This is a genomic window from Geodermatophilus sp. SYSU D00710 (genome assembly GCF_054050195.1).
In genome coordinates this window covers 1-22,053 of record NZ_JBJGYX010000010.1, presented here as the reverse complement: position 1 = coordinate 22,053, position 22,053 = coordinate 1, and the positions used below count along the sequence as shown (strand labels likewise).

The 22,053-nt window shown below is 73.2% G+C and carries 20 protein-coding genes; 9 read left to right on the top strand and 11 right to left on the bottom strand.

Annotated elements, in window-relative coordinates; all coding sequences use genetic code 11:
• Positions 1-157: 157 nt before the first annotated feature.
• Positions 158-2,116: a M36 family metallopeptidase gene (locus ACI78U_RS06745; RefSeq protein WP_456874517.1), complete on the bottom strand. Its 1,959-nt coding sequence runs from the start codon at positions 2,114-2,116 to the stop codon at positions 158-160.
• 365 nt (positions 2,117-2,481) lie between these two features.
• On the opposite strand from ACI78U_RS06745, the gene ACI78U_RS06740 reads away from it, so the two are divergent.
• From ACI78U_RS06740 to ACI78U_RS06725, 4 genes are all read left to right on the top strand, one after another.
• Positions 2,482-5,268 carry a hypothetical protein gene (locus tag ACI78U_RS06740; protein ID WP_456874516.1) on the top strand — a complete coding sequence of 929 codons (2,787 nt, stop codon included), beginning with the start codon at positions 2,482-2,484 and terminating at the stop codon, positions 5,266-5,268.
• Positions 5,269-5,281: 13 nt separating this feature from the next.
• Complete coding sequence (locus tag ACI78U_RS06735) at positions 5,282-6,760, top strand: hypothetical protein (protein ID WP_456874515.1); 1,479 nt, start codon at positions 5,282-5,284, stop codon at positions 6,758-6,760.
• A gap of 11 nt (positions 6,761-6,771) precedes the next feature.
• Positions 6,772-7,053, top strand: coding sequence for a hypothetical protein (locus tag ACI78U_RS06730; protein WP_456874514.1), 282 nt, complete (start codon positions 6,772-6,774; stop codon positions 7,051-7,053).
• Positions 7,054-7,372: 319 nt separating this feature from the next.
• The gene (locus ACI78U_RS06725) at positions 7,373-7,753 is read left to right on the top strand and encodes a RidA family protein (RefSeq protein ID WP_456874513.1); all 381 of its coding nucleotides are present in this window, start codon (positions 7,373-7,375) and stop codon (positions 7,751-7,753) included.
• 44 nt (positions 7,754-7,797) lie between these two features.
• Here ACI78U_RS06725 and ACI78U_RS06720 read toward each other — a convergent pair whose 3' ends face one another.
• The 3 genes from ACI78U_RS06720 to ACI78U_RS06710 are packed head-to-tail and all read right to left on the bottom strand — an operon-like array spanning position 7,798 to position 8,946.
• The gene (locus tag ACI78U_RS06720; RefSeq protein ID WP_456874512.1) at positions 7,798-8,388 is read right to left on the bottom strand and encodes a nitrile hydratase subunit alpha; all 591 of its coding nucleotides are present in this window, start codon (positions 8,386-8,388) and stop codon (positions 7,798-7,800) included.
• The gene (locus tag ACI78U_RS06715; protein ID WP_456874511.1) at positions 8,385-8,663 is read right to left on the bottom strand and encodes an SH3-like domain-containing protein; all 279 of its coding nucleotides are present in this window, start codon (positions 8,661-8,663) and stop codon (positions 8,385-8,387) included. The genes ACI78U_RS06720 and ACI78U_RS06715 overlap by 4 nt, the downstream gene beginning before the upstream one ends.
• On the bottom strand, positions 8,656-8,946 hold the full coding sequence (locus tag ACI78U_RS06710; protein WP_456874510.1) for a hypothetical protein: 291 nt from the start codon (positions 8,944-8,946) through the stop codon (positions 8,656-8,658). Before ACI78U_RS06710 ends, ACI78U_RS06715 begins: the two co-directional genes overlap by 8 nt.
• Before the next feature lie 128 nt (positions 8,947-9,074).
• Here ACI78U_RS06710 and ACI78U_RS06705 point away from each other — a divergent pair, with 128 nt between their 5' ends.
• From ACI78U_RS06705 to ACI78U_RS06695, 3 genes are all read left to right on the top strand, one after another.
• Positions 9,075-10,082, top strand: coding sequence for a toll/interleukin-1 receptor domain-containing protein (locus ACI78U_RS06705; protein ID WP_456874509.1), 1,008 nt, complete (start codon positions 9,075-9,077; stop codon positions 10,080-10,082).
• A 90-nt stretch (positions 10,083-10,172) separates the two neighbouring features.
• Positions 10,173-10,661 carry a DUF4231 domain-containing protein gene (locus ACI78U_RS06700; protein ID WP_456874508.1) on the top strand — a complete coding sequence of 163 codons (489 nt, stop codon included), beginning with the start codon at positions 10,173-10,175 and terminating at the stop codon, positions 10,659-10,661.
• A gap of 139 nt (positions 10,662-10,800) precedes the next feature.
• Positions 10,801-12,003, top strand: coding sequence for a metallophosphoesterase (locus ACI78U_RS06695; protein ID WP_456874507.1), 1,203 nt, complete (start codon positions 10,801-10,803; stop codon positions 12,001-12,003).
• Here ACI78U_RS06695 and ACI78U_RS06690 read toward each other — a convergent pair whose 3' ends face one another.
• Complete coding sequence (locus ACI78U_RS06690) at positions 12,004-13,530, bottom strand: serine hydrolase domain-containing protein (protein WP_456874506.1); 1,527 nt, start codon at positions 13,528-13,530, stop codon at positions 12,004-12,006.
• A 243-nt stretch (positions 13,531-13,773) separates the two neighbouring features.
• On the opposite strand from ACI78U_RS06690, the gene ACI78U_RS06685 reads away from it, so the two are divergent.
• Together ACI78U_RS06685 and ACI78U_RS06680 are read left to right on the top strand one after the other, a co-directional pair.
• Positions 13,774-14,289, top strand: coding sequence for a hypothetical protein (locus ACI78U_RS06685; protein WP_456874505.1), 516 nt, complete (start codon positions 13,774-13,776; stop codon positions 14,287-14,289).
• A 99-nt stretch (positions 14,290-14,388) separates the two neighbouring features.
• A complete protein-coding gene (locus ACI78U_RS06680; protein ID WP_456874504.1) occupies positions 14,389-15,330 on the top strand; it encodes a sugar phosphate isomerase/epimerase family protein in 942 nt (313 codons plus the stop codon).
• A gap of 216 nt (positions 15,331-15,546) precedes the next feature.
• Here ACI78U_RS06680 and ACI78U_RS06675 read toward each other — a convergent pair whose 3' ends face one another.
• From ACI78U_RS06675 to ACI78U_RS06650, 6 genes are read right to left on the bottom strand one after another with little or no spacing between them, the layout of a single operon-like run.
• On the bottom strand, positions 15,547-16,806 hold the full coding sequence (locus ACI78U_RS06675; protein WP_456874503.1) for a DUF2272 domain-containing protein: 1,260 nt from the start codon (positions 16,804-16,806) through the stop codon (positions 15,547-15,549).
• A 16-nt stretch (positions 16,807-16,822) separates the two neighbouring features.
• A complete protein-coding gene (locus ACI78U_RS06670) occupies positions 16,823-17,971 on the bottom strand; it encodes a hypothetical protein (RefSeq protein WP_456874502.1) in 1,149 nt (382 codons plus the stop codon).
• Positions 17,971-19,455, bottom strand: coding sequence for a hypothetical protein (locus ACI78U_RS06665; RefSeq protein ID WP_456874501.1), 1,485 nt, complete (start codon positions 19,453-19,455; stop codon positions 17,971-17,973). The genes ACI78U_RS06670 and ACI78U_RS06665 overlap by 1 nt, the downstream gene beginning before the upstream one ends.
• Positions 19,452-19,952, bottom strand: a complete 501-nt coding sequence (locus ACI78U_RS06660) for a hypothetical protein (protein WP_456874500.1) — start codon at positions 19,950-19,952, stop codon at positions 19,452-19,454. The genes ACI78U_RS06665 and ACI78U_RS06660 overlap by 4 nt, the downstream gene beginning before the upstream one ends.
• Before the next feature lie 5 nt (positions 19,953-19,957).
• A complete protein-coding gene (locus ACI78U_RS06655) occupies positions 19,958-21,280 on the bottom strand; it encodes a hypothetical protein (RefSeq protein ID WP_456874499.1) in 1,323 nt (440 codons plus the stop codon).
• A gap of 36 nt (positions 21,281-21,316) precedes the next feature.
• The gene (locus ACI78U_RS06650; RefSeq protein ID WP_456874498.1) at positions 21,317-21,931 is read right to left on the bottom strand and encodes a hypothetical protein; all 615 of its coding nucleotides are present in this window, start codon (positions 21,929-21,931) and stop codon (positions 21,317-21,319) included.
• Positions 21,932-22,053: the final 122 nt, after the last annotated feature.

Below are 22,053 nucleotides of genomic sequence, written 5' to 3'. Positions count from 1 at the left end.
AGCACCTCGAGCACGCCTACAGGGAGCTCGGGTGTTGCGACCGGCTGTCCACGGTCCTGCGCCAGGGCCGAGGGTCTGATCGCGACTCGACCCCAGGATGTCGAGGCGGCGCGCAGGGACGTGGGACATGGGCCCGACAGGAGCCCGCGCCGGCGTCTCAGCGGCCTACCGACGCGACCGGAGCCGACGCGAGGTCTCGCTGGGCGAGGTTGTCGTGCTCCCCGACGTGCGAACCGGGCGTGGCCTCGTCCGTCGGCGTGTAGACCGACGCCAGCAGACGCGCCTGCGTGCCCGCCGGGGGCACGGCCGGCGCCGGCACCCTCGCCCTGACGACGACGTCCGCCCCTGGCGGCAGGGTGAAACCGCACGCGGCGGACAGCGGCGGCAGGAAGTCGACGGGGTAGCTGAAGTCCGTTCCCGCCACCGGTTGGATCGCGAAGGCGACCACGAACGCTCGCGCGCTCGCCGTCCCCGCGTTGCGGACCCGGGCGTAGCAGAACGCGTCCTGGCCGGGCAGCGCTGGCTGGTGTGCCGTTCCGCCGTCGTCGGCCTGGCGCATCCACAGGTCCGCCGAGCTCGTCGTCGGCGACCCGTCGCCGATCCGGAGGTCGGCGGCCGGATCGCAGACCAGCAGGCCGCGCGCGTGGAAACTCTCGAGCATGGCCATCAGATGCCGGCCGCGGTACTCGGGCAGGGCCGCGTCGGTACGCATCACCGCCTCGGCACCGTCGGGCATGCTCGACGAGGCGACGAGCAGGTGGTGGGACAGCGTGACGGTCTTGATCACGGCATCGCCGGCAGCGACGCGCTCCGCCGAGACGGAGGAGTCGCCCCCGACCGACCGGTAGACGTTCCACAGCGCAGCGGACCAGATCTCCCCGTCCGCGTGCTCCCGGTCGGTCCAGTCGTCGGGGTACACCTTCGTCCCGTCGACCCGCCGCAACCCACCCCGGTCGCCGAAGATCCACGGCTCGAAGACCTCGCGCATGAAGTCGTGCTCGGCGAAGAAGATGCACGCGGCCATGTCCCCGTAGCCCTCCCCCATCGCGCGGGTCTCGCGCCGCTGGGTGATCGGGTTCCGGACCCCCCACCCGGGTACCTGGTCGTCCTGGATCGCGTGGCCGTACTCGTGCACCATCACGTGCGCGTCCTCGGCCCGGTCGGGCCTGCAGGGGCCGGAGTTGGAGAAGTGCAGGCCCTTGTCGATCGGCGAGTAGAACGCGGCCCCCACGCTCTCGTCGTGCGGATCGCACGGGATCTGCGAGTTGCGGGCGGTGGTGATCCGCGGTCCGCGACCGCCGTCCTGCAGGTAGCGCTGGAACGTGTCGATCGCGTAGTAGACGTTGACCGCCTCGAAGCGTTCGTCCCCGCTGGAGTAGGCGAAGGCGTCGGCATCAGCCTCCTCGGGGAGGAGGGTGTTCGGTGCGGAGAAGTTCCGTATGGCGGCGAAGGGCCCGACCAGCCGGTGCCGGCCGACGGTCGCATCGAAGGTGATCTCCCGCAGCGGGCGGGTCTGCCGCTCCGCGTCGACCTGCGAGCGGGAGCTGCCGGGGAAGCCGCACCCGCTGGTGGTGGCATCGGGATCCCGGAGCCCGGCGTCCCGGGCGGTCACGACGGGGTTGGGGTCGAAGACCAGACCCGACCCGTCGACGTACGTGATCAGGTCCTCCCGGTCGAGCACCTCGCCCGTGGCGGCGTCGACGACGACCCGCCAGTCGTGCGGCGGGTTGCGGGTGGGCACCAGGACGACGAAGACCCGGCGCAGGCCGTCCTCCCCCGGCCGGTAGGCCTCGGTCGGCGCCGGCGGGTCGATCCGGAGCGAGGGGTGCTCCAGCGCCTCGAGGGCAGCTCGCTGGGCCTCCTCGGCGGTGACCGCCCGATCCCCCGGACCGGTCGCCTGCAGTTCGGGCTCCCGATCGAGGTCGATCTGGACGACCCGGTCCTGCTCCGCGTTCGTCGCAACGAGGATCTCGGTCTCCAGGACCGGCAGCCCGTCGAGCTGCTGCTGGTACCGGACGACCCGTCCGAGCGGTGTCGTCGCGCTCTGCACCTCGGCCAGTGCCTCGGCGGCCGGTATCCGGAGCTCCTCCGCGTGGTCGACGAGGAACTGCTTCACCTCGTCGGCTGCGTCCGAGGCCGCGTCCGACCGCGGGAGTGCATAGCTCCCGCGGACCCTCATGGAGCGGTCGCCGAGTTCCTCGACGTCACCGTTCTCTCGGAGTGAACCGTTCGGCATCGCTGCGACCTCCGGACCCCACCCGAGCGGGATGACATGTCGTCGACGGTGGCTGTCTCATCGTCCCCGGGCGGCGGCCCGCCGCGGCCGTCGCCGGGTGTCGACGGGGATGCTGTGGGAGACCGGTGTGCGGGGGCAAGAGCCACCACCGCCGGGCGGATACGCAGTGGTGCGTATCGCCCGGCCGAACCGAGGCACCCGAGACTCCTCCGTGCCTGCTGACCGGATGCCGGTGGAGGAATCGCATGACGACCTACTACGACGACTCGGTCAGAGGTCACGTCACCGCCGACGACGACGGCAACGTCAGGCACATCAGACACAGCCAGGAGCTGAGCGTCAGCGAGCACAACATCCCGGTCGACGCAGCGAGCGCCTATCTGCGGGACATGGCCGACGTCCTGGGGCTCGCCGGTGACCTGATGGACAACCTCCACGTACCGGCCCAGGACGAGGCGCCGGAGGACACCGGTGTGGACTACCGCCTGGAGGACGAGAAGACGCTCTTCGACGCAACCACGGTGAGCTTCACGCAGACCTTCTTCGACGTGCCCGTGTTCCGCCACGGGATCTCGGTCAAGGTGAAGCAGGGGCCGAACCGGGTCGTCGGGGTCACCAACAACACGGACCCCGGCCTGGAGGGCTCGTTGCCGAGCGCTGAGCGGATCGCGTTCTACCGCGACCTCTTCCGGGACGGCGCCGGTTTCCTCCCGCGGGCCGAGCGCGAGGCAGGAGAGGCCACCGACCTCCCCGCCGAGGTGACGGAGGCGGCCCGGGTGGTCCGGCGCATCCTCGGCCTCGCTGACGAGGATCCCCCGGCGCGGGACGACGACACCCCGGCGACCGGCCTGGTGAACGGGCGCCTCGTGGCCTACCGCTACGACCCGCAGCGGCGCTTCGCCGGCCGGCCCCAACCCGGCAGCGGGCGGGGGACGGCCCCGGCGGACGAGGAGCCCCCCGCGGCTCCGGAGGGTGACCCGCCACCGTTCCCGGACATCCCCCCGGTCCACGAGTCGATCCAGCCCGACCGCACCTACCTGTGCGCGGAGATGGTCTTCCGGCACGACCTCCCGGAGTACGGCGAGCTCGTGTGGTTGATGCTCGTCGAGGTCGAGACCGACTCCATCCTCTACATCGAGTGCCAGACCTGCTTCGTCAACGGCCTGGTGTTCCGGGTCGACCCGCACGTGGGCAGCGGCGACCTCAGCGTCGACGCGGGCGACGGCGACGCGATCCTGGAGAAGCACGACTCGGTCGAGGTCCTCCAGGACCTCGACGCGCCGGTCGCGGGCACCCAACGCCTGCGGGGCACCTACGTGGTGATCAGGGACGTCGAGAACCCGGCAGTGCCCGCCCCGACCCGCCCGCCGGGAGTCGACTTCGACTTCGCGCCCAGGACCAACGACTTCGCGGCGGTCAACGCCTACTACCACCAGACCCAGCTGTTCCGCCGGATCGCCGACCTGGGTTTCCCGATCGCCACCTACTTCGACGGGACCACCTTCCCCACGCCCATCGACCACAGGGGCAGGATCTCCACGTCGGACGGCGTCGAGATCAACGCCCACTGGGCCCCGAACGGCAGCGGCGGAACGGGCCACCAGTGCTACGCCCTGTGCGACGTGTCCAACACCGCGCAGCCGCTGGGCCGGGCAGTGGACCCGTGGGTCCACTGGCACGAGATGGGCGGCCACGGGACGCTCGGCGACCACGTGGGCAGCGGCACGTTCGGCTTCGCCCACAGCGCCGGCGACGGCCTGGCCGCGCTGCAGATGGACCCCGAGTCGGCACTGCGGGGGACGGCCGACCGGTTCCGCTACGCGCCGTTCCGGCCCTCCTTGGTGCGCCGCTTCGACCGCACCTGGCTGTGGGGCGGGCCCGAGGACGACGGGGGCTACGGCAGCGAGCAGATCCTGGCGACCTGCCACTTCCGGCTCTACCGCTCCATCGGCGGCGACCACCCGGACGTCGGCCGGCGGCGGTTCGCGTCCCGCGTCGCCACCTACCTCATCCTCCGCGCCATCGGGCAGCTCACCCCCGGCACCAATCCCGGCGACGCGCAGTTGTGGTGCGAGGAGTTGCAGGAGGCCGACCTGGAGAACTGGATCTCCGAGGGCCTCTCCGGCGGCGCCTACAACAAGGTGATCCGGTGGGCGTTCGAGAAGCAGGGCTCGTATGGTGGCCAGCCCCCGGCCGTCGACGTCTACGTGGACGACGGCCGGGCGGGCGAGTACCCGTTCCAGCAGGTGTACTGGGACAACCAGTCGATGTGGAACCGCCAGGCCGCCGACGGGCTGCCGGGCCACCAGAACGCCGTCGCGGGCGCGACGAACTTCTTCTACGCGAGGATCGACAACCGCGGGACGTCCGACTCCGGGCCCGTGACGGTCCGGGGCTATCACTGCCTGCCGGGCGCCGGGCTCACCTGGCCGAACGACTTCACCGCCATGTCACCCGCCACCGGCCTCACGGTGTCCGGCGTCGCGGCCGGCGGCGGGACGGGAGTCGTCGTCGGCCCGTTCGAGTGGGTGCCCAACGAGAACGTGCACGGTCACGACTGCGCGCTGATCATCGCCTCGACGGACGGGGACCCGAGCAACGTCGTGCACTTCACCGGAACGGAGTCCGTCCAGGAGTGGCGGTTGGTGCCCAACGACAACAACGTGGGCCAGCGCAACGTCGTCATCGTGCCCGGCGGCGGGGGTCCCGAGTCCCTCGTCGCGTCCCTGGCCGATGCGGTCTTCGTCGCCGGCAACAACCTGACCCGACCCGCGCGCATGCGCCTCCAGGCGACCCTGCCCAAGCTGCTGGCCGCCCGCGGCTGGTCGCTGGACCTCGGGGGGGACGAGGCGGGGTTCCGGCTCGCGCCGGGCGGGAAGCGCACCGTGCAGATGCGCCTGGTTCCCGGCGACTCCTTCGGCATCGACGAGGTCCGGGCCGCGGACGACCGGTCGATCGAGCTCCGCCTGTTCGCAGACGAGACGGAGCTCGGAGGAGTCCGCTACACCCTCGATCCGGAACTCGAGGGCTGATCGGGACGCGAAGATGGCCGGCAACTGGGAGGTGGCGCCACCGCCCCGGTGGGTCGACGGCCTGCTGGCCGTGCCCATCGACATCAGCACGATCAGTGCGTCGATCATCTTCGACGCCGCGACCGGTTCGGCCACGGTCGATGCGACCGTGACCTACACCGTGGGGCCGACGGGCGGAAACCCGTTCTTCGACCTGCGCCAGGCGGTCTCCGAGGGCTGGCTGGACGGCGAGCCCATCCCCGCCGCTCACCTGGCCCACCGCGACTTCGGCCACGGGGCCTTCACGGATCTGCGCGTCGTCGAGTCGCTACAGGCCGCGGGTTCGCAGCACACGCTGCGCCTGCGCTACCACCTGGGGCTCCCGGACAGCGAACCGGGCGGTTCCTCCCCGCCCCGGCTGGAGTGGGCGGCGGGCGGCCGGCTGACCTTCGCGCTCGGGATGTCCGACCTGTGGCGGGCGCGCTACCTCGAGGCGTGGCTGCCGGCCAACCTGCCATTCGACCAGTACGCCCTCGACCTGGACATCCGCGTCGAGGGCACCGCAGTCCCCCACGCCCTCATCACCAACGGCACCGTGACCACGAACGCCCCGAACCACTGGACGGTGGCGTTCCCGGCCCGGTTCAGCTCGGTGTCCCCGATGCTGGAGATCCGGGCCACCGACGCCGTCCGGAGCGCCACCGGGACGGCGACCCTGCCGGTCACCGGCGCCGAGGTCACCATCGAGGTGTGGCGGCCGGTCGGCTCGCCCGTCGACCTCCCCGCCCAGATCGATGCGGTCCGCGGCCACCTCGTCGCCAACGAGGAGGACTACGGCGGCTATCTGCACGGCCACCGCTTCGTGGCCTTCTTCCGCGGGACCGGCGGCATGGAGTACGAGGGCGGCACGACGACGTCGCCGGAGGCCCTGGGCCACGAGGTCTTCCACAGCTGGTTCGCCCGCGGCGTCAAGCCCGCCGGACAGGCGGACGGTTGGTGGGACGAGGGGTACACGCGGTTCCACGACGAGGGCGCCGCCGCTGCCGTCCCGCTGGATCTCACCGCTCCGCCGGTTCAGCTGTGCTCGCGCGACCCGTGGCAACGGCACACACCCTCCACCGCGTACGCCGCGGGCAGCGCGCTGTTCGAGGGCCTCGCTGCCCTGCTGGGCGCTGAGGCGCTCAACGCCCACATGCGCTCGCTCTACGCCCTGCGAGCGGGCCGACCGCCGATCTCGACGGCGATGCTCGAGGAGCACCTGGTCGCGCGCAGCGGAGATGTCCGGGTCGTGGACGCCTTCCACCGGTTCGTCTACGGCCTGACCGACCCCGCGCCGGTTCCCGACCTGTCGTTGCACGCCGACGCCGCCGCCCGCGACTCGCCCGATCTCTGGGTGCGAACCGCCACGACGGCGATACCGCTCATCAGGATCCGAGATCCGGTCAGGACAACTGGTTCCACGCGCGCGTGCACAACAGGACCGGTGGGGGCTCGGCGGCGCACTTCCTGGTGACCTTCCGCGCGATGGCGCCCACCGCGGACGAACCCGCCTTTCCGGCCGACTTCTTCCCGGCCACCGCGGCCACCGCGGAGTTCGACCTGGCACCAGGCCGGACCCGTGTGGTGACGGCCTGCTGGCCGCGCGCGGCCGTGCCTCCAGCGGGCTCCCGGACGACCCTGCTCGCGGCGGTGCTCAGCCGCTCCGCCGGCCCGCCGCCCGGGGAGCGCATCGACGAGGCCGGCTGCCTGGCCCGGAAGGACGTCATCGTGGCCGAACCGGAGGACCGGGCGCCGTCCGGCGCCTGATCACGCGCGCGCCGCCACAGATCGGCCGGACCTCGCCGGCCCTCCGCAACTGGGTCCGACGACTGCCGCCAAGCGGCGGCTCACCCTCCCTCCGGGGCGGGTGGCACCGGGCAGCCGACGGATGCGCAGCGCAACGCCACCGGAGTCGATCCCCCCGCGCACGATGAACCAGCCCCCCGATCGCACGGAACCCGGACCTGGTCCACGACCTCGACAGACCACCAGCGCTGATCGTCGCTGGACGTCACTCCACTCGCCGCGTGCACGTGGAGGACCGCGACACGTTGTCGCGTCTGGTGCCCACTGCGACGATCCCGGCATGGGTCGACAGCTCATCCGCACCGACCGCGCTCCCGAGTCGCCCCTCTACAGCCAGGGTGTCCGGGTCGGGGATCACGTCTACGTCTCCGGGATGACGGGCACCGACCCGGCGACGGGCGCCCTCGTCGGCGAGACGATCCAGCAGCAGACCCGCCAGGCCATCGCCAACTGCCTGGCGGTCCTGGAAGCCGGCGGCGCCACGAGCTCCGACATCGTGGAGGTCGGCGTCCTGCTGACCGACCCGACGGACTTCGCCGGCCTCAACGAGGAGTACGCGCGGGCGTTCCCGACCGACCCGCCTGCGCGTTACGTCGCCAAGCTCGGCGTCGAGCTGCCCAGGGTCCTCGTCTCCATCCGGATGACCGCGATCACCTCCTGAACGGGTCCGATCCGCGTCACCCGCTCCAGCGCCCCGCTCCGCCGTCAGACCGCGGCGGTCCCGATGAGCCCCTTCCGGGTGACCAGGGCGGCGAGCTGCTCCTCGGAGAGCCCCTCGGTGCCCTCGGGACGGCGCGGCACCACCATGTAGCGCGACTCCGCGCTGGCGTCCCACACCGAGATCCGCGTCCGCTCGGGCAGCTCGAGCCCGAACTCGCGCAGCACGCTCCGCGGGTCGCGCACCACCCGCGAGCGGTAGGCCTCGCTCTTGTACCAGCCCGGCGAGGGACCCAGCAGCGCGATCGGGTAGCAGGAGCACAGCGTGCAGACGACGACGTTGTGCTCGTCGGCGGTGTTGGCGACGACCTTCAGCCGCTGCTCCTGCAGACCGCCGGCCATCGACAGGCCCACCTCGCGGATCGCGTCGTTCGCGTCGGCGAGCAGCCGCTCGGCGAAGCCCGGGTCGACCCACGCGCGGGCGGCGATCCGGGCGCCGTTGGCCGGTGAGCCACCGGCCAGGAACTCGTCGATCCGTCCGTCGATCTCGCCCTCGTCGAGCAGACCCCGGCTCTCCAGCAGCGCCTCCACGTGGCGCACCCGCGCCGAGATCACCGAGCTGGTGTGGTCGCCGCTCATGCGGACTCCTCGATCGGGGTCAGGTAGTCGGCCCACAGCTCCACGGTGACCGTGTGGTCCCCGGAGCCGAACAGGTCGGCAGCCGCGAACCGCACGTGCCACACCGGCTCGGGCGTGCCGGCACGACCTCGGGCCCGGTCGTCGGCCAGCGGGTGGTGGCCGGCCTCCTCGACCAGGACACCGACGGCGCCGCGGACGTACCGGGGCAGCCGGGTGTGCCCGTCGGGGTCGGCGGTGCGGGTCCGCACCCGCACACCGGGAGCGAGGTCAGTCATGCGGCACGTCCAGCTCGTCCGGCGACGCCACGCCCTTCTCCGCCAGCAGCGTGGTGATCGCGGTGAACCAGCGCTCGTAGTAGGAGGCGGCGAGGTACTCCTCCGGCGGCATCCGCTCGATCGCGTCGCGGAACTCGTCGAGGTTGTAGACGCCCCGCTTGATCAGCGCGCCGTTGAGGGCGAAGACGTGGGCCTCCCAGTCGGCGTGGAACGGCGGTTCGTCCGGTTCCTCGACGATCGCCGGGAACCCGGCCATCCCACCGACGTCGTTGATGCGGCTCACCCGCTCTTCCTACCGCGCCGGGGCGGTCGGTCGCCCGGGAACTCCGCTCGTTGCCCGTGCCGTGCCCGCGGTGGGACCCTCTGCGGGGGCGGCCGGGCGCCGCCGGGGCGCGCGAGGGCAGGCGTGCGGTGCGGATCTTCCTGAGCTACCGGCGCGGTGACGCCGGCGGGTACGCCGGGCGGCTGGCCGATGCGCTGCACGAGCGCATCGGTCCGAGGAACGTGTTCCAGGACGTGCTCGACATCGCCCCGGGCCAGGACTACACCGCGGTGATCGACGGTGCCCTCGACCGGAGTGACGCGCTCCTGGCGGTCATCGGGCCGGGCTGGCTCACCGCGTCGACCCCGCAGGGCTCCCCCCGGCTGTCCGCCCCCGACGACTACGTGCGCCTGGAGATCGCCCGGGCGCTGGACCGCGACGTCCGCGTCGTCCCGGTTCTCGTCGGCGGCGCCGCCCTGCCGGCGGCTGCCGAGCTGCCCGAGGCGCTGCAGGGACTGACCCAGCGGCAGGCGGTGGTGCTGCGCGACGAGACGTGGCACCGCGACGTCGACGGCCTGGTGCGGTCGCTGCGGGGTGAGCCGGCGCTGCCGACCGCGCGGCGTTTCCCCTGGTGGGTGGCGCTCGCCATCGCGGTCCTGCTGCTCGGGCTGGGCGGGGGCGCGTGGTGGCTGTCCAGACCGGCCGACGAGGGTGGGGACGACGACGAGGCGGAGCCGGGGATCGCGTCGTGCGCGCCACCGACCGGCGACGGCTGGACCGAGATCGGACTGAGCCCGGACCCCACGGGCACGGAGGAGGTCGAGGGCGGGTCGCTGTCCTTCACCGTGGAGGCCGCCGGCTGGCGCCCGCGAGGACAGGCGTGGCAGGTGGTCCTCGCGACGAGCATGGAGGCCGCGGTCCCCGATGGCGCCTACCACGGCGACTGGCGGTACGACTCCCTCGTCGTCGGGCAGCGGCAGTTCGCGGTGACGTGCTTCGTGCCGAACCCGGAGTTCGTGGACCCCGAGACGGTCGGCGACGCGCTCGTCGGCTTCGACGTCACCTGCGAGCCGGTCGGCTACGTGCAACTCCGGCTCGAGGACGACGCGGCCCGGATCGACGTCACCGATCCCGCCCTCGAACCGGGTGGGTGCTGAGGCCGCGACGCCGAACGGCCGAAACCGCGCGGGGTGAGGCCATCATCGGAGGACCTCCGAGCACGGCGTCGTCAGCACCAGGGGGGCGGGATGACCCACGACGTTCCGGCGCCGCCGCGGCGGTACACGGGCGAGCCACCTGCGGGCACCGACCCGACCTGGGACCGCCTCCAGGACCAGCTGGCCTGGTACGACCGCAAGAGCCAGGCGGCCCAGCACGCGTACAAGCAGACCAAGATCGTCCAGCTCCTCCTGGCCGCCGGCGTACCGGTCGCCGTGGCGAGCGCGGCACCGGGCCTGGTGACCGCGCTGCTGGGCGCCCTCGTCGTTGTCCTGGAGGGCGTCCAGCAGCTGTACCAGTGGCAGACGAACTGGGTGCTCTACCGGTCCACGCACGAGTCGCTGCGGCACGAGCAGTTCCTCTTCCTGGCCGGCGCCGGGCCCTACAGCGGCCTCGAGCGGCACCAGGTCCTGGCCGAGCGGGTGGAGGGACTCGTCTCGCAGGAGCACGCCAAGTGGACCGAGGGACGGCACCAGGCCGTCGCCGAGCCCGGCGTCGGTCCCCCGCGCCCCGACTGACCCGGGGTGCAGCCGCTCGCGCGGCACCGCACCGTCACGGGGCGACCAGTCGGTCACCGCAGACCGGACGCCCCCTGCCGTGGGATCCTCCGGACCCCTGCCGCTCCCTCGACCCCGGGGCAGGTCCCAGGGAGGCACCGTGCCCGACGTCCGCCTGTCCGGCTTCGACGTCGTCGCGCTCGTCGTCGTGCTCGTGGCGCACCTCTACCTGTGGTGGCGGCTGGTGCGGGACACCACCCGCCCGGGCCGGGTCCGGCGAGGGCTCACCGTGCTGCTCGCCGTGCTGGCGCTCCTGCTCACCGCCGCCTTCGTCCTCCCGTACCCCCCGGTCGTGCTGGTGCCGGTGCAGTGGGCGGGGTACAGCTGGCTGGGCGTCGCGTTCTACGCGACCCTCGCCCTCCTGCTGCTCGAGCCGCTCAGGGCGGGCGCCGGCTGGTGGCTGCGCCGGCGCCGTCGTCCCGGCGCCCGGACGTCGACCAGCGGGCCGGAGAGCCCGCCGGAGGAGTCCCGGCGCCTGTTCCTCACCCGGGGCCTGGCGGTGGCAGCGGGCACGGTGGCACTCGGCGTGGCCGGCAACGGGGCACGCGACGCCAACAGCGCCCCCGTCGTCCGGCGGGTGCCCATCACCCTGCCCCGCCTGGACCCGGCGCTGGACGGGTTCCGCCTGGTCACCTTCTCCGACGCCCACCTCTCGTCGACGTACTCGGGGCGGCGTTTCGAGCGGGTCGTCGAGCTGGTCGACGCCCAGCGGCCGGACGCGGTCGCGATCGTGGGGGACCTGGTGGACGGCGAGCTCACGCGGCTGCGCGAGGAGGTCGCTCCCGTGGCCGACCTGGTGGCCGCCCAGGGGGTCTACTTCGTCACCGGCAACCACGAGTACTACGCGGACCCGGTGGCCCTGGTGCGCCACCTCGAGACGCTCGGGGTGCGGACCCTGCGCAACGAGCGCGTGGCCCTCGGCCGCGACGGCGCGACCGTCGACCTGGCCGGTGTCGACGACGTGTCGGCGGCCGACTCGGGGTTTCCCGGTCACCGCACCGACCTGGACGCCGCCCTCGACGGCCGGGACGAGTCGACGCCGGTGGTCCTGCTGGCGCACCAGCCCGTGGCGGTCGCGCAGTCCGAGGCCGCCGGGGTCGACCTGCAGCTCTCCGGGCACACGCACGGAGGCCAGCTCTGGCCCCTCGACTACGGCATCCGGTGGGACCAGCCGGCGGTCGAGGGGTACAGCCGGCACGGCGACACCCAGCTGTACGTCACCTCCGGGATCGGCTTCTGGGGACCGCCCATGCGGGTGGGTGCCCGGCCGGAGGTCATCGTGGTGGAGCTGCGCGCGCCCTGATCAGGCGGCCCGGCGTCCCGGCCGGGGCCTCGTCACCGACCGCGTGAGGACGGCGGCACCGGCGGCCGCGAGCGCCACCTCGGCCCAGCGACGCGAGGGCACCGCGCCCGGCCGCCGCTCCGCCCACACCGGCTGCATCTCCAGGGCCAGCCCCGTCGTGCGCCCGGCGGGGTCACGGCCGAACACCGCGCGGATGCCGCCGGTGCCCGGCAGGCCGAGGTCGAGCCGGAAGGCGTAGGGGTCCGCCTCGTCGTCCGGACGCAGCTCGAAGCCCCGGGCCAGCGTGGGCACCGGGGTCAGGAAGCGCACCCACAGCCGGCCGCGGCGGACGGAGACCTCCAGGCCCGCGCCGAGGAACGCGGTCGCCCGCACGTCGGTGACCGGGCCGGGCACGCGGTACCGGCCGACCAGCTCCCCCCAGACCTCCGGGTGCTGCGGCACGTCCGTGCGCGGCTCGCGGTGCGGGATGCCGAGCAGGTCCTCGAGCAGTCCGCCGATCTCCCCCGGCAGCCAGAACGGGCCCTGGTGGGTGCCGTTGGTGAACGCCAGGACACCGACGCCGTCGTCGGGTGCGACGAAGACCTGCGCGTCGAAGCCGGGCATCGTGCCCTGGTGCTCGACGACGCGGTGACCGCGGCCGTCGACCCGCCAGAACGCCAGTCCCATGCCCGGGATCCGCGGATCGGGCCGGTAGTGCGGCTCGAACACCGTGTCCAGCGTCGCGGGCTGGAGCACCCGGCCGTGCGCGTTGGCACCGCCGCCGGTCAGCGCCGCCAGGTAGCGGGCCATGTCCCGCGGGGTGGAGTAGACGTTGCCGGCCGGGGCGGTCACCGCGTCCCGCCGCGGCACCGGTCGGGGGCCGGCCGGCGACAGCCGGTAGCCGGTGGCCACGCGCGGCCGCAGCCGGTCGGTCAGGACCAGGTCGGAGTCGGTCATGCCGAGCGGGGCGAACACGCGCTCGCGCACGTACCGGTCGAACGGCAGGCCGGTGACGTCCTCGACGACCTGCCCGACCGCCGTCGGCCCGTGGTCGGTGTAACGGAACCGGGTGCCCGGCTCGACGTCGAGCCGCACCCGGCCGCGGTAGTACTCGGCCGGCGTCGGCACCCGTCCGGGCGGGAAGCCGATGCCGTACTGCCGGCGGACGGCGGCCGAGCGGGGCACCTCCTCGGCGATGCCGGCGGTGTGGGTGAGCAGGTGGCGTACCGTCGCCGGCCGCCAGTCGGGCCTCCGTGGCACCAGCCGGTACGCCCGCAGGTGGTCGTTCGCCGGCGCGTCCAGGTCGACCCGTCCCTGCTCGACCAGCTGCATCACCGCGATCGCGGTGACCGTCTTGGTGATCGAGCCGATGCGGAAGACGGTGTCCTCGGTGACCGGTGTGCGTGACGGGATGTCGGCGAGTCCGTGCGCGCAGAAGGAGTCGAGGGCTCCGTTCCGCACCACGCCCACCGCGAGGCCGACACACGGCTGCCGGCCCCGCATCTCGGCGACCCGCGTCTCGAGCCGGAGCTCGTCCAAGGCGGTCATGGCCCCTCCCGTGCAGACAGACGACCGGTGTCCCGCGACGCCACGGGGAACGTGTCCAGACTGCCCGGCGCCGGGTCACCGCGGAGAGGGCGAGAGACCCGACCGACCGCCGACGGACGGCCCTGGGCGGTGCCCACCGCGCGGATCCAGGCTCGTCCCCGGGGCAGCGGCGGAGGACGCCATGGACACGTCCGGTGCCGGGCGCACGGCGGTCGGCACGCGGGCCCACGACCGGACCGGGCCGTGGCGCTCCTCGTCGTTCTGCTGGCGGCGCTCCTCGGGGGATGCGGTGGTGGCGGCGACGACACCACGCCACCGGCGGCGACGTCCTCGACGACCCCGTCCACGACCCACCCGAGCCCCGAGCCGTCCCCGACGGACGAGGCACCCGACGACGAGGCACCCCCGCCCGGCACGGCGATCCCCGGCGAGGGCCTCTCCGCCGAGCAGGCCGAGGCACTGCAGGACGCGGTGGACGGGGGCGCGCAGCCCTGGCGCACCGACGTCGCGGCCGTGGCCGCGGCCTTCGTGGCGCGCGAGCTCCTCTGGGACGACGCCGACGTCGCCCTCGCCGACCCCCACACCGCCGAGGTGACCAGCCCCGCGGACGGGCGCATCGTCGCCCTGGAGCTCCGCCAGCCGGTCCGCGAGGGCGACGGCGGCGGTTCATCGCCGCACCGCTCAGGAGCCCAGAGGCCTTACGCCCCGCCTTGGGCAAACTTCTGCTTTGCGAGGCGCGTAAGTCCCGCTACGTTGTGAGGCACCGCACACAGTCAACGCAGAGCAACCACCCCTGAACCTGAGGTGACCGCTCCTGCGGCGATGACGTGCACCCACGTGACGAGCCAAGGGAGCTCCATGAACTTGACGACCGGCCTGCGGGCCGTCCTCGTTGCCGCCCTGTCGGCGCTGGTGTTCGTCGGCCTCGCCGGCACGGCGAGCGCCGCCCCACCCGCCCAGGCCCAGGGTGCCTCCGACTGCGCCGGCCGCGGCGTGCCGCTCAGCAAGATCTCGATCCAGCTGTACACCTTCGCCGACTACATCGGCTTCGGCGCCGACGCCGACACGCAGGCACGCCACGAGGACGTCCTGCGCTCGCTCGCGGAGATGGGCTACCGCAACGTCGAGCCGTTCACGCTGAGCGGCTGGACCGCCGAGGAGTACGCGGCCGTCCTGGACGAGTACGGCCTCAAGGCGTCGGCCCGCCACGTCGAGGTCGGCACGCACACCGACCCAGCGGACATCGAGCAGATCCTCGAGGAGAACCGCGTCCTCGGCATCAAGTACTTCGGCTCCGGCAGCAGCGCCGGAGCTCCGTGGACCCAAGCGCTGCCGACCGAGGCTGACTGGGTCGCCTACGCCGAGTACCTGGACACCGTCGGCGAGCAGGCCCGCAAGGCCGGCCAGACGCTGATGATCCACAACCACGACTTCGAGTTCACGACCCTCTTCGGCGACCGCACCGCCTTCGACATCCTGATGCAGCACACCCAGGCGAAGAACGTCGTCTCGCAGCTCGACCTCTACTGGGTGTCCTACGCCGGGCTCAATCCGGTCGATGTGATCGAGGAGTACGGCAACCGGATCCAGCTGTTCCACGTCAAGGACCTCAACCCGACCAACGAGGAGATCGAGATCGTGGGCCGCGGCAGCATCGAGTTCCCGTCGATCTTCGCTGCTGCCGGTGGCAGCACCCGCTACTTCGTCGTCGAGCACGACCCGCGCTTCGACGACCCGACGTTCGATCCCTTCGAGGCCGCGCGGGTGGGCCTCGGCTACCTCACCTGCACGACCTACTGAGGGAGCAGCGCTCCGTCGGGGACGGTCCCGGTTCGCCGGGGCCGTCCCCTCGCGCTTGCCGGAGGAGGCGCGGCCCGGTGCACCCGTCACGGACCACTCCCTCGGTCGTGGACCGTCAGGCCGGCCGGTGCCGCCTCGGCCATCCGCGCTACCGCCGTGGCGAGCAACGACACGACACGTCGAGCAGGTCCCTGACGGGTCGCGCCGAAGGGACGGCTATGCCGGCCGGGCCACGGCCCGGCTCCCCGAACTGCTGATGACGGCGAAGTAACGCCGTTGGTTGCCGTCGGTCTGCAGCCGCCCGTCGGGGCGCGTGCGGACCCACTTGTGTCCGACGGTCTGCGACACGTTGCCCCCGATGGTGCACACCCGCCCCGGCCGGACGGCGGTGACGATGTCGCAGTGCGTGGCCCGGATCGTGGCGTCACCGATGTTGTCGTAGGTGGCGCCGCTGTTGCTCCGTTCGGCGCAGACGAGGTCGCCGACCTGCGGCGCGATCTCGGTGACCCGGTACGCCCAGAATGGGTTGCCGGCGTTGCGGTCGAGCCGGTTGCGCCGAGCAGCGCGGATGTAGGTCTGGTGCGCTCGGGAGTAGGCGAAGTGCCCTCCGGCACCGGCGGTCCGCATGACGTAGGAGACGAACACGGCGCTCCACGGATTGCCCTGCTGATAGGCGGCGCGCGCCAGCTGGGCCAGGGGGACCTCCATGCCGACCCCGGTCCGGTAGTACTCCTGCAGGATCGGCCCGGCCGCCCGGTCGGTCTCCACCAGCGCCGGACCCCCTCCGGGTCGCCAGCGGGCGTGTTCCGCCTCGGCGACGCGCGCGATGGCCACCGCCAATGACCCCGCCGCCGGTCTGGGCGCCGGGACCGGCCCGACGCCTCGACGAGCCAGTGCGCCGGCCAGCGCGGCTCTCGTCCCCGACCCCACGACGCCGTCGACGACGAGGCCGGCCGACGCCTGGAAGTCGCGCACCGCGCGTTCGGTGGCGGGGCCGAAGACGCCGTCGGCGGTCAGCGGCGTGCCGAGGGTGGTCAGCGCCCTCTGCAGCGCCACGACGCCGGGACCGCGGGACCCGCGACGGAGTGGTGCGTCCCCGAACGCGAATGCGGCGATCTCGACGGTGTTGCCGCCCCCGGCCTCGCTGAGCGCCTCCACGAGCGCGAGCCCCGTGTCGACCGGTAACGCTCCCGTTCCCCTGCCCGGCTCGGACTCCTCGGCCCGGTCGGTGGACGCGACGTCGACGTACGGGGACCGTCCGCCGTAGAACCAGCGCGTCCCGGCCCGCCGTCGCGTCAGCCGGCCGTCCGCACGCCGGGTCAGCCGGGCGAGGTGGTAGTGCGGCCGCGGCTGGGGATCGTGGACGACGGTCCACCCCGGCCCGAGGGCCCGGGCCCGGCGCACCGCCCGGGCCCGCGCCTGGGACTCGGCGGCGTACCAGTGGTCCCGCCGCCCCGGCAGCGTCTGCTGGCGCACGATGCTCCTCCCCCGGCTACCCGAGCGCCAGGTCCCGGCGCCGGCCGGACCGCACCGGGGCCACCGGGCGCGGCCGGCGGTCCTGCACCGGCAGGGCGGTGACCTGCGGCGCGGCCCGGTCGGCGACCACACCGATCGCCTGGGCGCTGGTCAGCCACTCCTCCGAGTCCTCGGCGACCTGCAGCAACAGCGCCTCGAACTCGGTGCGGCCGCTCTGCAGCACGTGCGGCTGGGCCAGCCAGCGCAGGATCTCCCGGCCGGTGACCGCCATCCGCTGCCGCGGCGAGGTCATCAGCGGCTCATGGAAGTAGCGCGTCAGGACCTCCTCCACGACGTCCCAGGCGTTGTCCGCCCCGAAGACGCGCTTGACGTCGTCGGCGTCGAGGATGCGGAAGGCCTCCTCGAGGAGCTGCATGACCTCGACGCGGAGCACGTTGATGTTGCCGTAGGACACGAACTTCAGGTTGTTGCGCAGGTCGAGGCCGGCCCGCCGGACGACGGCGATGCTGCCGAACGTCGGGTCGTTGGCGCGGTCGCGGATCACGTCCGAGATGCGCTTGTCCCGCCAGTACTGGGCGACGTGCCGGTTGAACAGCGTGAACAGCGGGTGGAACTCCCGGTTCGGGCGGGCGTCGCCCTGCGGCGTCCTCACCCCGTAGCCGAACGCCCGCCGGTACGCGGCGGCCCGCTCGTACCGGGTCCCGCGCAGGACCTCGCGCCGGTCGAACTGGTACAGCCCGTAGGCGCCCGGGCCGGACGACAGCCGGACGGCGCCGTTGCGGAACAGCTCCCGCAGCTTGCGGACGACGCGGAAGACCCCGACGCGTTCGTGCTGGTAGATGTAGTAGAGGTCGCCGATCGCGATGATCCGCTCGGACGTGACCGTCTCGTCGTAGTGCTCGACCCCCTGCGGGATGCGCGTCTGCCCGAACTGCCGCGCCGCCTCCGGGCCGAGCCCGACCAGCTGGGCCAGGCCGCTGTCCGGCGGGATCGGTGCGGCCTTGTCTGCCTCCTCCGCCTGCTGCATGTAGTCGTCGATCTGGCCGACGAGCGCGTCGGCCAGTCGGGGGGTGTCCAGCAGGTCCACCCCGAGCTGGTCGATCGCCTCCTGCCGCAGCTGGGCGAACCGGTCCAGAAGGGCCTGGTACTGCGCCTCGGTGGCCATCAGAACACCTCCACCCTGACGGCGTCGTCAGGCTCGTGCGCTGCGCGGGCAGCGTCGAAGGTCGCGACATAACGCCCCGGATGGACGATCAGCTGGGAGAACGGGGGCTTTGCCTTCCGCGGGAAGTACCTTCTGCTGGCTGGACGATGGACGCGGACGCGGAACTGCTCCCCCGCCTTGAGATACACGGGCTCGCTCCGGTAGTGGGATTCGCCCTCGTCAAAGAGCGGGAGGGCGTAGATCTCGTTGTCCTGGTCGTCCACTCGTTGGGCCGTGAGATCTTCGGCCGGCGCGCCGATCGAATCCTGGACGATGTCGAACAACTGCTCTTCGAGTGCGTCCAGCGCCAGCCGGACCGACGGCGATGAGAACCTCAACCCGTTGCCGTCTCCGCTCAGGACGGCGGCCGCCTCGACGAGGCGGCGCAGCTCACGGGCTCCCGCAGGCAGGGCTTCCTCAAGGGCGACCCGGCCGCCGTCCTTGACCAGGCGTGGACCTTCCTGGGTCGCGAAGTCTTCGGTCCAGTCGATCAGGTCCTCCAGGAAGATCCCTTCACCGGACGTCGCGCCAGCGGGGTAAGGGATCCGGAAGGTCCGGCGTTCGTCCGCGTCGAGGAGCACTGAGTCCAGCGCCGAGCGGAGTTCGTCGACCGAGCCCGACACCACGGCGAGCCGACGCTCCAGGACGACGAGGCGCATGCCGAGGAATCGAGCCTCGTCGGCGCCGCCGAAGAACTTCTGATCGCGGTCCCAACTGGCACGCAACGACACGAGGTCGTCGACGACGATGCGGAAGCTGGTGAGCTGCCGCTCCTCCGCGGCGTTGATCACCGTCCTGTCCGAGCCGGCCTGACACAGGCCGAGTTCCTCCCTGAGCTCCCCGAGTTGGCCACCGATGCGGTCGGGGTCACCCCCGCTGACGACGACCGGGCCCAGCAGCACACGCCACAGCTGGTTGACGCGGTGAACACGCGGGCCGCCGAGCCGGCCCAGCTCCTCGACCAGCTCCCGGGCCTCCGTCTCGATGATCCCCTTGAGGGCGGCCGCTACGTCGTCATCCGCGTTCTCCCTGAGTGCCTTGAGGTCCTGCAGCAGAGGCAACGACCGGTTGACCGCCTCCTTGGCGCGGACGTGGAGGCTGGCCTGCGCACCGACGACCCCGCCGTCGAGCTCACTGTGGAAGCTGGCGATGTTGGGCTTGTGTCGGTAGAGCGTCCGCCCGTGCTGCTCGTACGGCTCGAACGCCTGCTCGAGCGCCGAGACGACGCCCTCGATCTTCGGAGGGCGGCGTCGCCAGCCCAGGACGTTGCCGATCGCCTGGTCGACGGAATCCTTCAGGTCCCTGCTGCGGCGGTCGTCCCGGTCACGCGCAGGCGCTGTGGGAACGGTCCGTACCGGGTAGGCGAGCAGCTCGCGCAGCGCCTTGACCAAGTCCTGGACACCGCCACCACCACCGCCACCGCCGCTCGTCGGTGCTGTCGTCATCCCGTCCTCCCCGGCGTGTGTACGTAGACCGGCCCCACCGGGGCGCGATCGGCGAGCTCCTGCCAGCACCGGCACTGCGCCTCCTGGACCGCGGCGACCCGCGGCCGGCAGCGGTCGATCCCCTGCCGGACCACCCGCACCCAGGCCGGCCACGCGCCCCCGCGGTGCCGCAGCGCGGCGACCGGTTCCAGGGCGTCGTAGGAGACGAGGTCGTCCCGGAAGCGGTCGGCGAGCAAGGTCAGTGCCGTCTGCGCCGCCGCCAGCTGGCGCTGGGCGCCGACCAGGTCGAGCCGCTCCGCGGCCTCGGATGCGAGCAGCGTGCTGTAGTACGCCTCCTCGGCGCGCCCGTCGAGGTCGTCGACGGCCCGCCCGAGCCGGTCCACGACCGACAGGTCGGCCGGCGCGTCCTCGCCCAGTGTCAACCCGAGCGAGCGGAGCTCGGCGCGGAGCTGCCGGCAGCCCTCGGTGAGCTCGGCGAGCGCGGTCGGGACACTCATCGCGCTCACCGCCGTGCGAGGTCGCGGTAGAAGTGGCGGGTGACGACCTCGGGCGGGGCCAGCCGCCGGTCGAAGGCCAGCCGGGCGGCCCCGATGAGGAACCTCTCCGGGAGGATGCCCGGGTCGATCCCCCGGGCCAGGCGACTCGCGGCCTCCTCGATCATCTGCTGCTCCTTGGGAGCGAAGCGGATCACCTGGGCCAGCGACCGGCGGCCGAGGGCCTCGTACTGCCGGAAGCACATGGTGTCGACGACGAGGCGCACGGCGTCGTCGGCCGACTCCAGCAGCGCCTGCGGGAACGGCGCCGCACGCCGGCCGTAGGTGCGCCGCCACGCCCGCTGCGAGCCCTCGGCCTCCTCGGGGAAACCCATCCGCGCCAGCAGCTCGGCGCTGATGAACAGCCGCAGGTACGGCGTCGGGTGCACCGCCGTCGGGTTGTAGGTCCAGACGCTGACCGGTCCGCGGGCCAGGATGTCCATCAGCGAGGCGACGACGGCGGGACCGCCCAGGAGCAGGCCGCACAGGTCGGCGAAGGTCTCCCGGTTCCACCGCCGCCACACCCGCGCGACCTCGGGCGGGTGACCCGCCTCGACCAGCCGGCGCTCGAGGGTCTCCGGGACCACCCGGGCGAGGCCGAGCTCGTTCTGCAGGTTGTGGCTGACCTCGTGGAGGACCGCGCCCAGCGTCCAGGGGTTCACCAGCCGGTGGTAGGGAAGCTGGATCTGCGGGAAGGGGTTGCGCTGGAACCCCAGCCGCCGCAGCCGGACGTCCCGCCGGAAGGTGGCCGGGGTGGGTCCGGCCTCCATGCAGCACATCGGCGCCGGCTGCGGGACCGACCGGGCGGTGCCCAGGCCCAGGAAGGCGTCCTGGTAGCAGTCGAGCGCGATCCGGTCGCAGCCGAGCAGCCACTCGCCGAACCGGCCCTGCCGCTGGCCGAAGAACGCCATGTAGAAGTCCCAGACCCGCTCCACCGCCCGCACGTGCTCGTGCGCGACCTCCCCGGCCGCGACCAGTCGCCGCAGCCGCTCCGGGGTCGGGTCGGCCTGCGCCCGCGAGGCGAGGGCCGCGACCCGCCGGTTGAGCGTCAGCAGCGGCTCTCGCAACCGGGTGATGAGCGCGTTGACCGCCTCCACGTGCCCCTGGGTGGGTGCGGCGTGTCCGGTGCCAAACTCCTCACGGGTGAACGGGCGCAGCGCCAGCGCGTGGCGTTCGAGGTTGCGGGCCTGCGCGCTGGTCCACCGGCCGAGGACCGCGGGCGGCCGCGGCGGCGACGGGCGGGGGTCGCTCCCCCGCCCGCGGTGCGTCGCCGCTGCGGCTGGCGCGCTCATGACCACGCTCCTCGACTGGACCCGGCCGGGTACGTCTCAGCACCGGCACCAGCGCTGCCCGTTGACGACGATCGACCGGCGCGGGACACCGGGCGGGCGACCCGGTCCCCCGCCGTTGGCCTGCGCGGCGCGCCGGCGGGCCTCCGCGATCCACGCCTGGTCCGCCCGGCGGGCCCGCTGGATCACGCGGCGGCGCCGGTCGGGGTGCCGCAGCGCCTGGGAGGCGTGGTGGGCGAACCGGCGGCTCACCAGGTCCAGGGACACCGGCGCGCCGCGCGAGTACCGCCCCGCGACGTCGGCCGTGGTGCGGCGGACGACGTGCGGCAGCGCCTGAACGTAGGGCTTGGCCGCCGGGCTGTTCCACAGCTGCCGGCCCAGCTGCACCGCCCGCTTGGTCAGCTCCGGGACCCAGCGGGCCGCCGCGGGGGCGAGCCTGGCCGCCAGCGCCGGCAGCGCGCCGAGGAAGGCCTCGGCCTCCGACTCGGACTCCGTCTGCGCCGCCATGGCCGCCAGGTGCTCCATGAGCCGGATCTCGGCGGCCGGTGACGTCCCCGCCTCGTACTCCTGGTCGCCGAAGAACTCGTCCTCGGGGTCGCCGTAGGGCTCGAGCTCGCCGGCGGCCGGGAGGAGGTCCTCCATCGTGATCGACATCGCCGCGTCTCCTCGGGGTCGTCAGCCGGTCAGGGGGGGGGGGGGCGGGGGGGGGGGGGGGGGGGGCGGGCGGTCGGGGGCGGGGGGGGGGGGGGGGGGGGGGGGGGGGGGCGCCGCCGGGG

Excerpts from the sequence above, each read along its gene's own strand:
- ACI78U_RS06660 (WP_456874500.1), bottom strand. The coding sequence starts at position 19,952 with ATGAGTGTCCCGACCGCGCTCGCCGAGCTCACCGAGGGCTGCCGGCAG.
- ACI78U_RS06715 (WP_456874511.1), bottom strand. The coding sequence starts at position 8,663 with ATGACTGACCTCGCTCCCGGTGTGCGGGTGCGGACCCGCACCGCCGAC.
- ACI78U_RS06690 (WP_456874506.1), bottom strand. The coding sequence starts at position 13,530 with ATGACCGCCTTGGACGAGCTCCGGCTCGAGACGCGGGTCGCCGAGATG.
- ACI78U_RS06730 (WP_456874514.1), top strand. The coding sequence starts at position 6,772 with ATGGCGCCCACCGCGGACGAACCCGCCTTTCCGGCCGACTTCTTCCCG.
- ACI78U_RS06655 (WP_456874499.1), bottom strand. The coding sequence starts at position 21,280 with ATGAGCGCGCCAGCCGCAGCGGCGACGCACCGCGGGCGGGGGAGCGAC.
- ACI78U_RS06735 (WP_456874515.1), top strand. The coding sequence starts at position 5,282 with ATGGCCGGCAACTGGGAGGTGGCGCCACCGCCCCGGTGGGTCGACGGC.
- ACI78U_RS06740 (WP_456874516.1), top strand. The coding sequence starts at position 2,482 with ATGACGACCTACTACGACGACTCGGTCAGAGGTCACGTCACCGCCGAC.
- ACI78U_RS06665 (WP_456874501.1), bottom strand. The coding sequence starts at position 19,455 with ATGACGACAGCACCGACGAGCGGCGGTGGCGGTGGTGGTGGCGGTGTC.
- ACI78U_RS06720 (WP_456874512.1), bottom strand. The coding sequence starts at position 8,388 with ATGAGCGGCGACCACACCAGCTCGGTGATCTCGGCGCGGGTGCGCCAC.
- ACI78U_RS06670 (WP_456874502.1), bottom strand. The coding sequence starts at position 17,971 with ATGGCCACCGAGGCGCAGTACCAGGCCCTTCTGGACCGGTTCGCCCAG.
- ACI78U_RS06700 (WP_456874508.1), top strand. The coding sequence starts at position 10,173 with ATGACCCACGACGTTCCGGCGCCGCCGCGGCGGTACACGGGCGAGCCA.
- ACI78U_RS06680 (WP_456874504.1), top strand. The coding sequence starts at position 14,389 with ATGAACTTGACGACCGGCCTGCGGGCCGTCCTCGTTGCCGCCCTGTCG.
- ACI78U_RS06725 (WP_456874513.1), top strand. The coding sequence starts at position 7,373 with ATGGGTCGACAGCTCATCCGCACCGACCGCGCTCCCGAGTCGCCCCTC.
- ACI78U_RS06650 (WP_456874498.1), bottom strand. The coding sequence starts at position 21,931 with ATGTCGATCACGATGGAGGACCTCCTCCCGGCCGCCGGCGAGCTCGAG.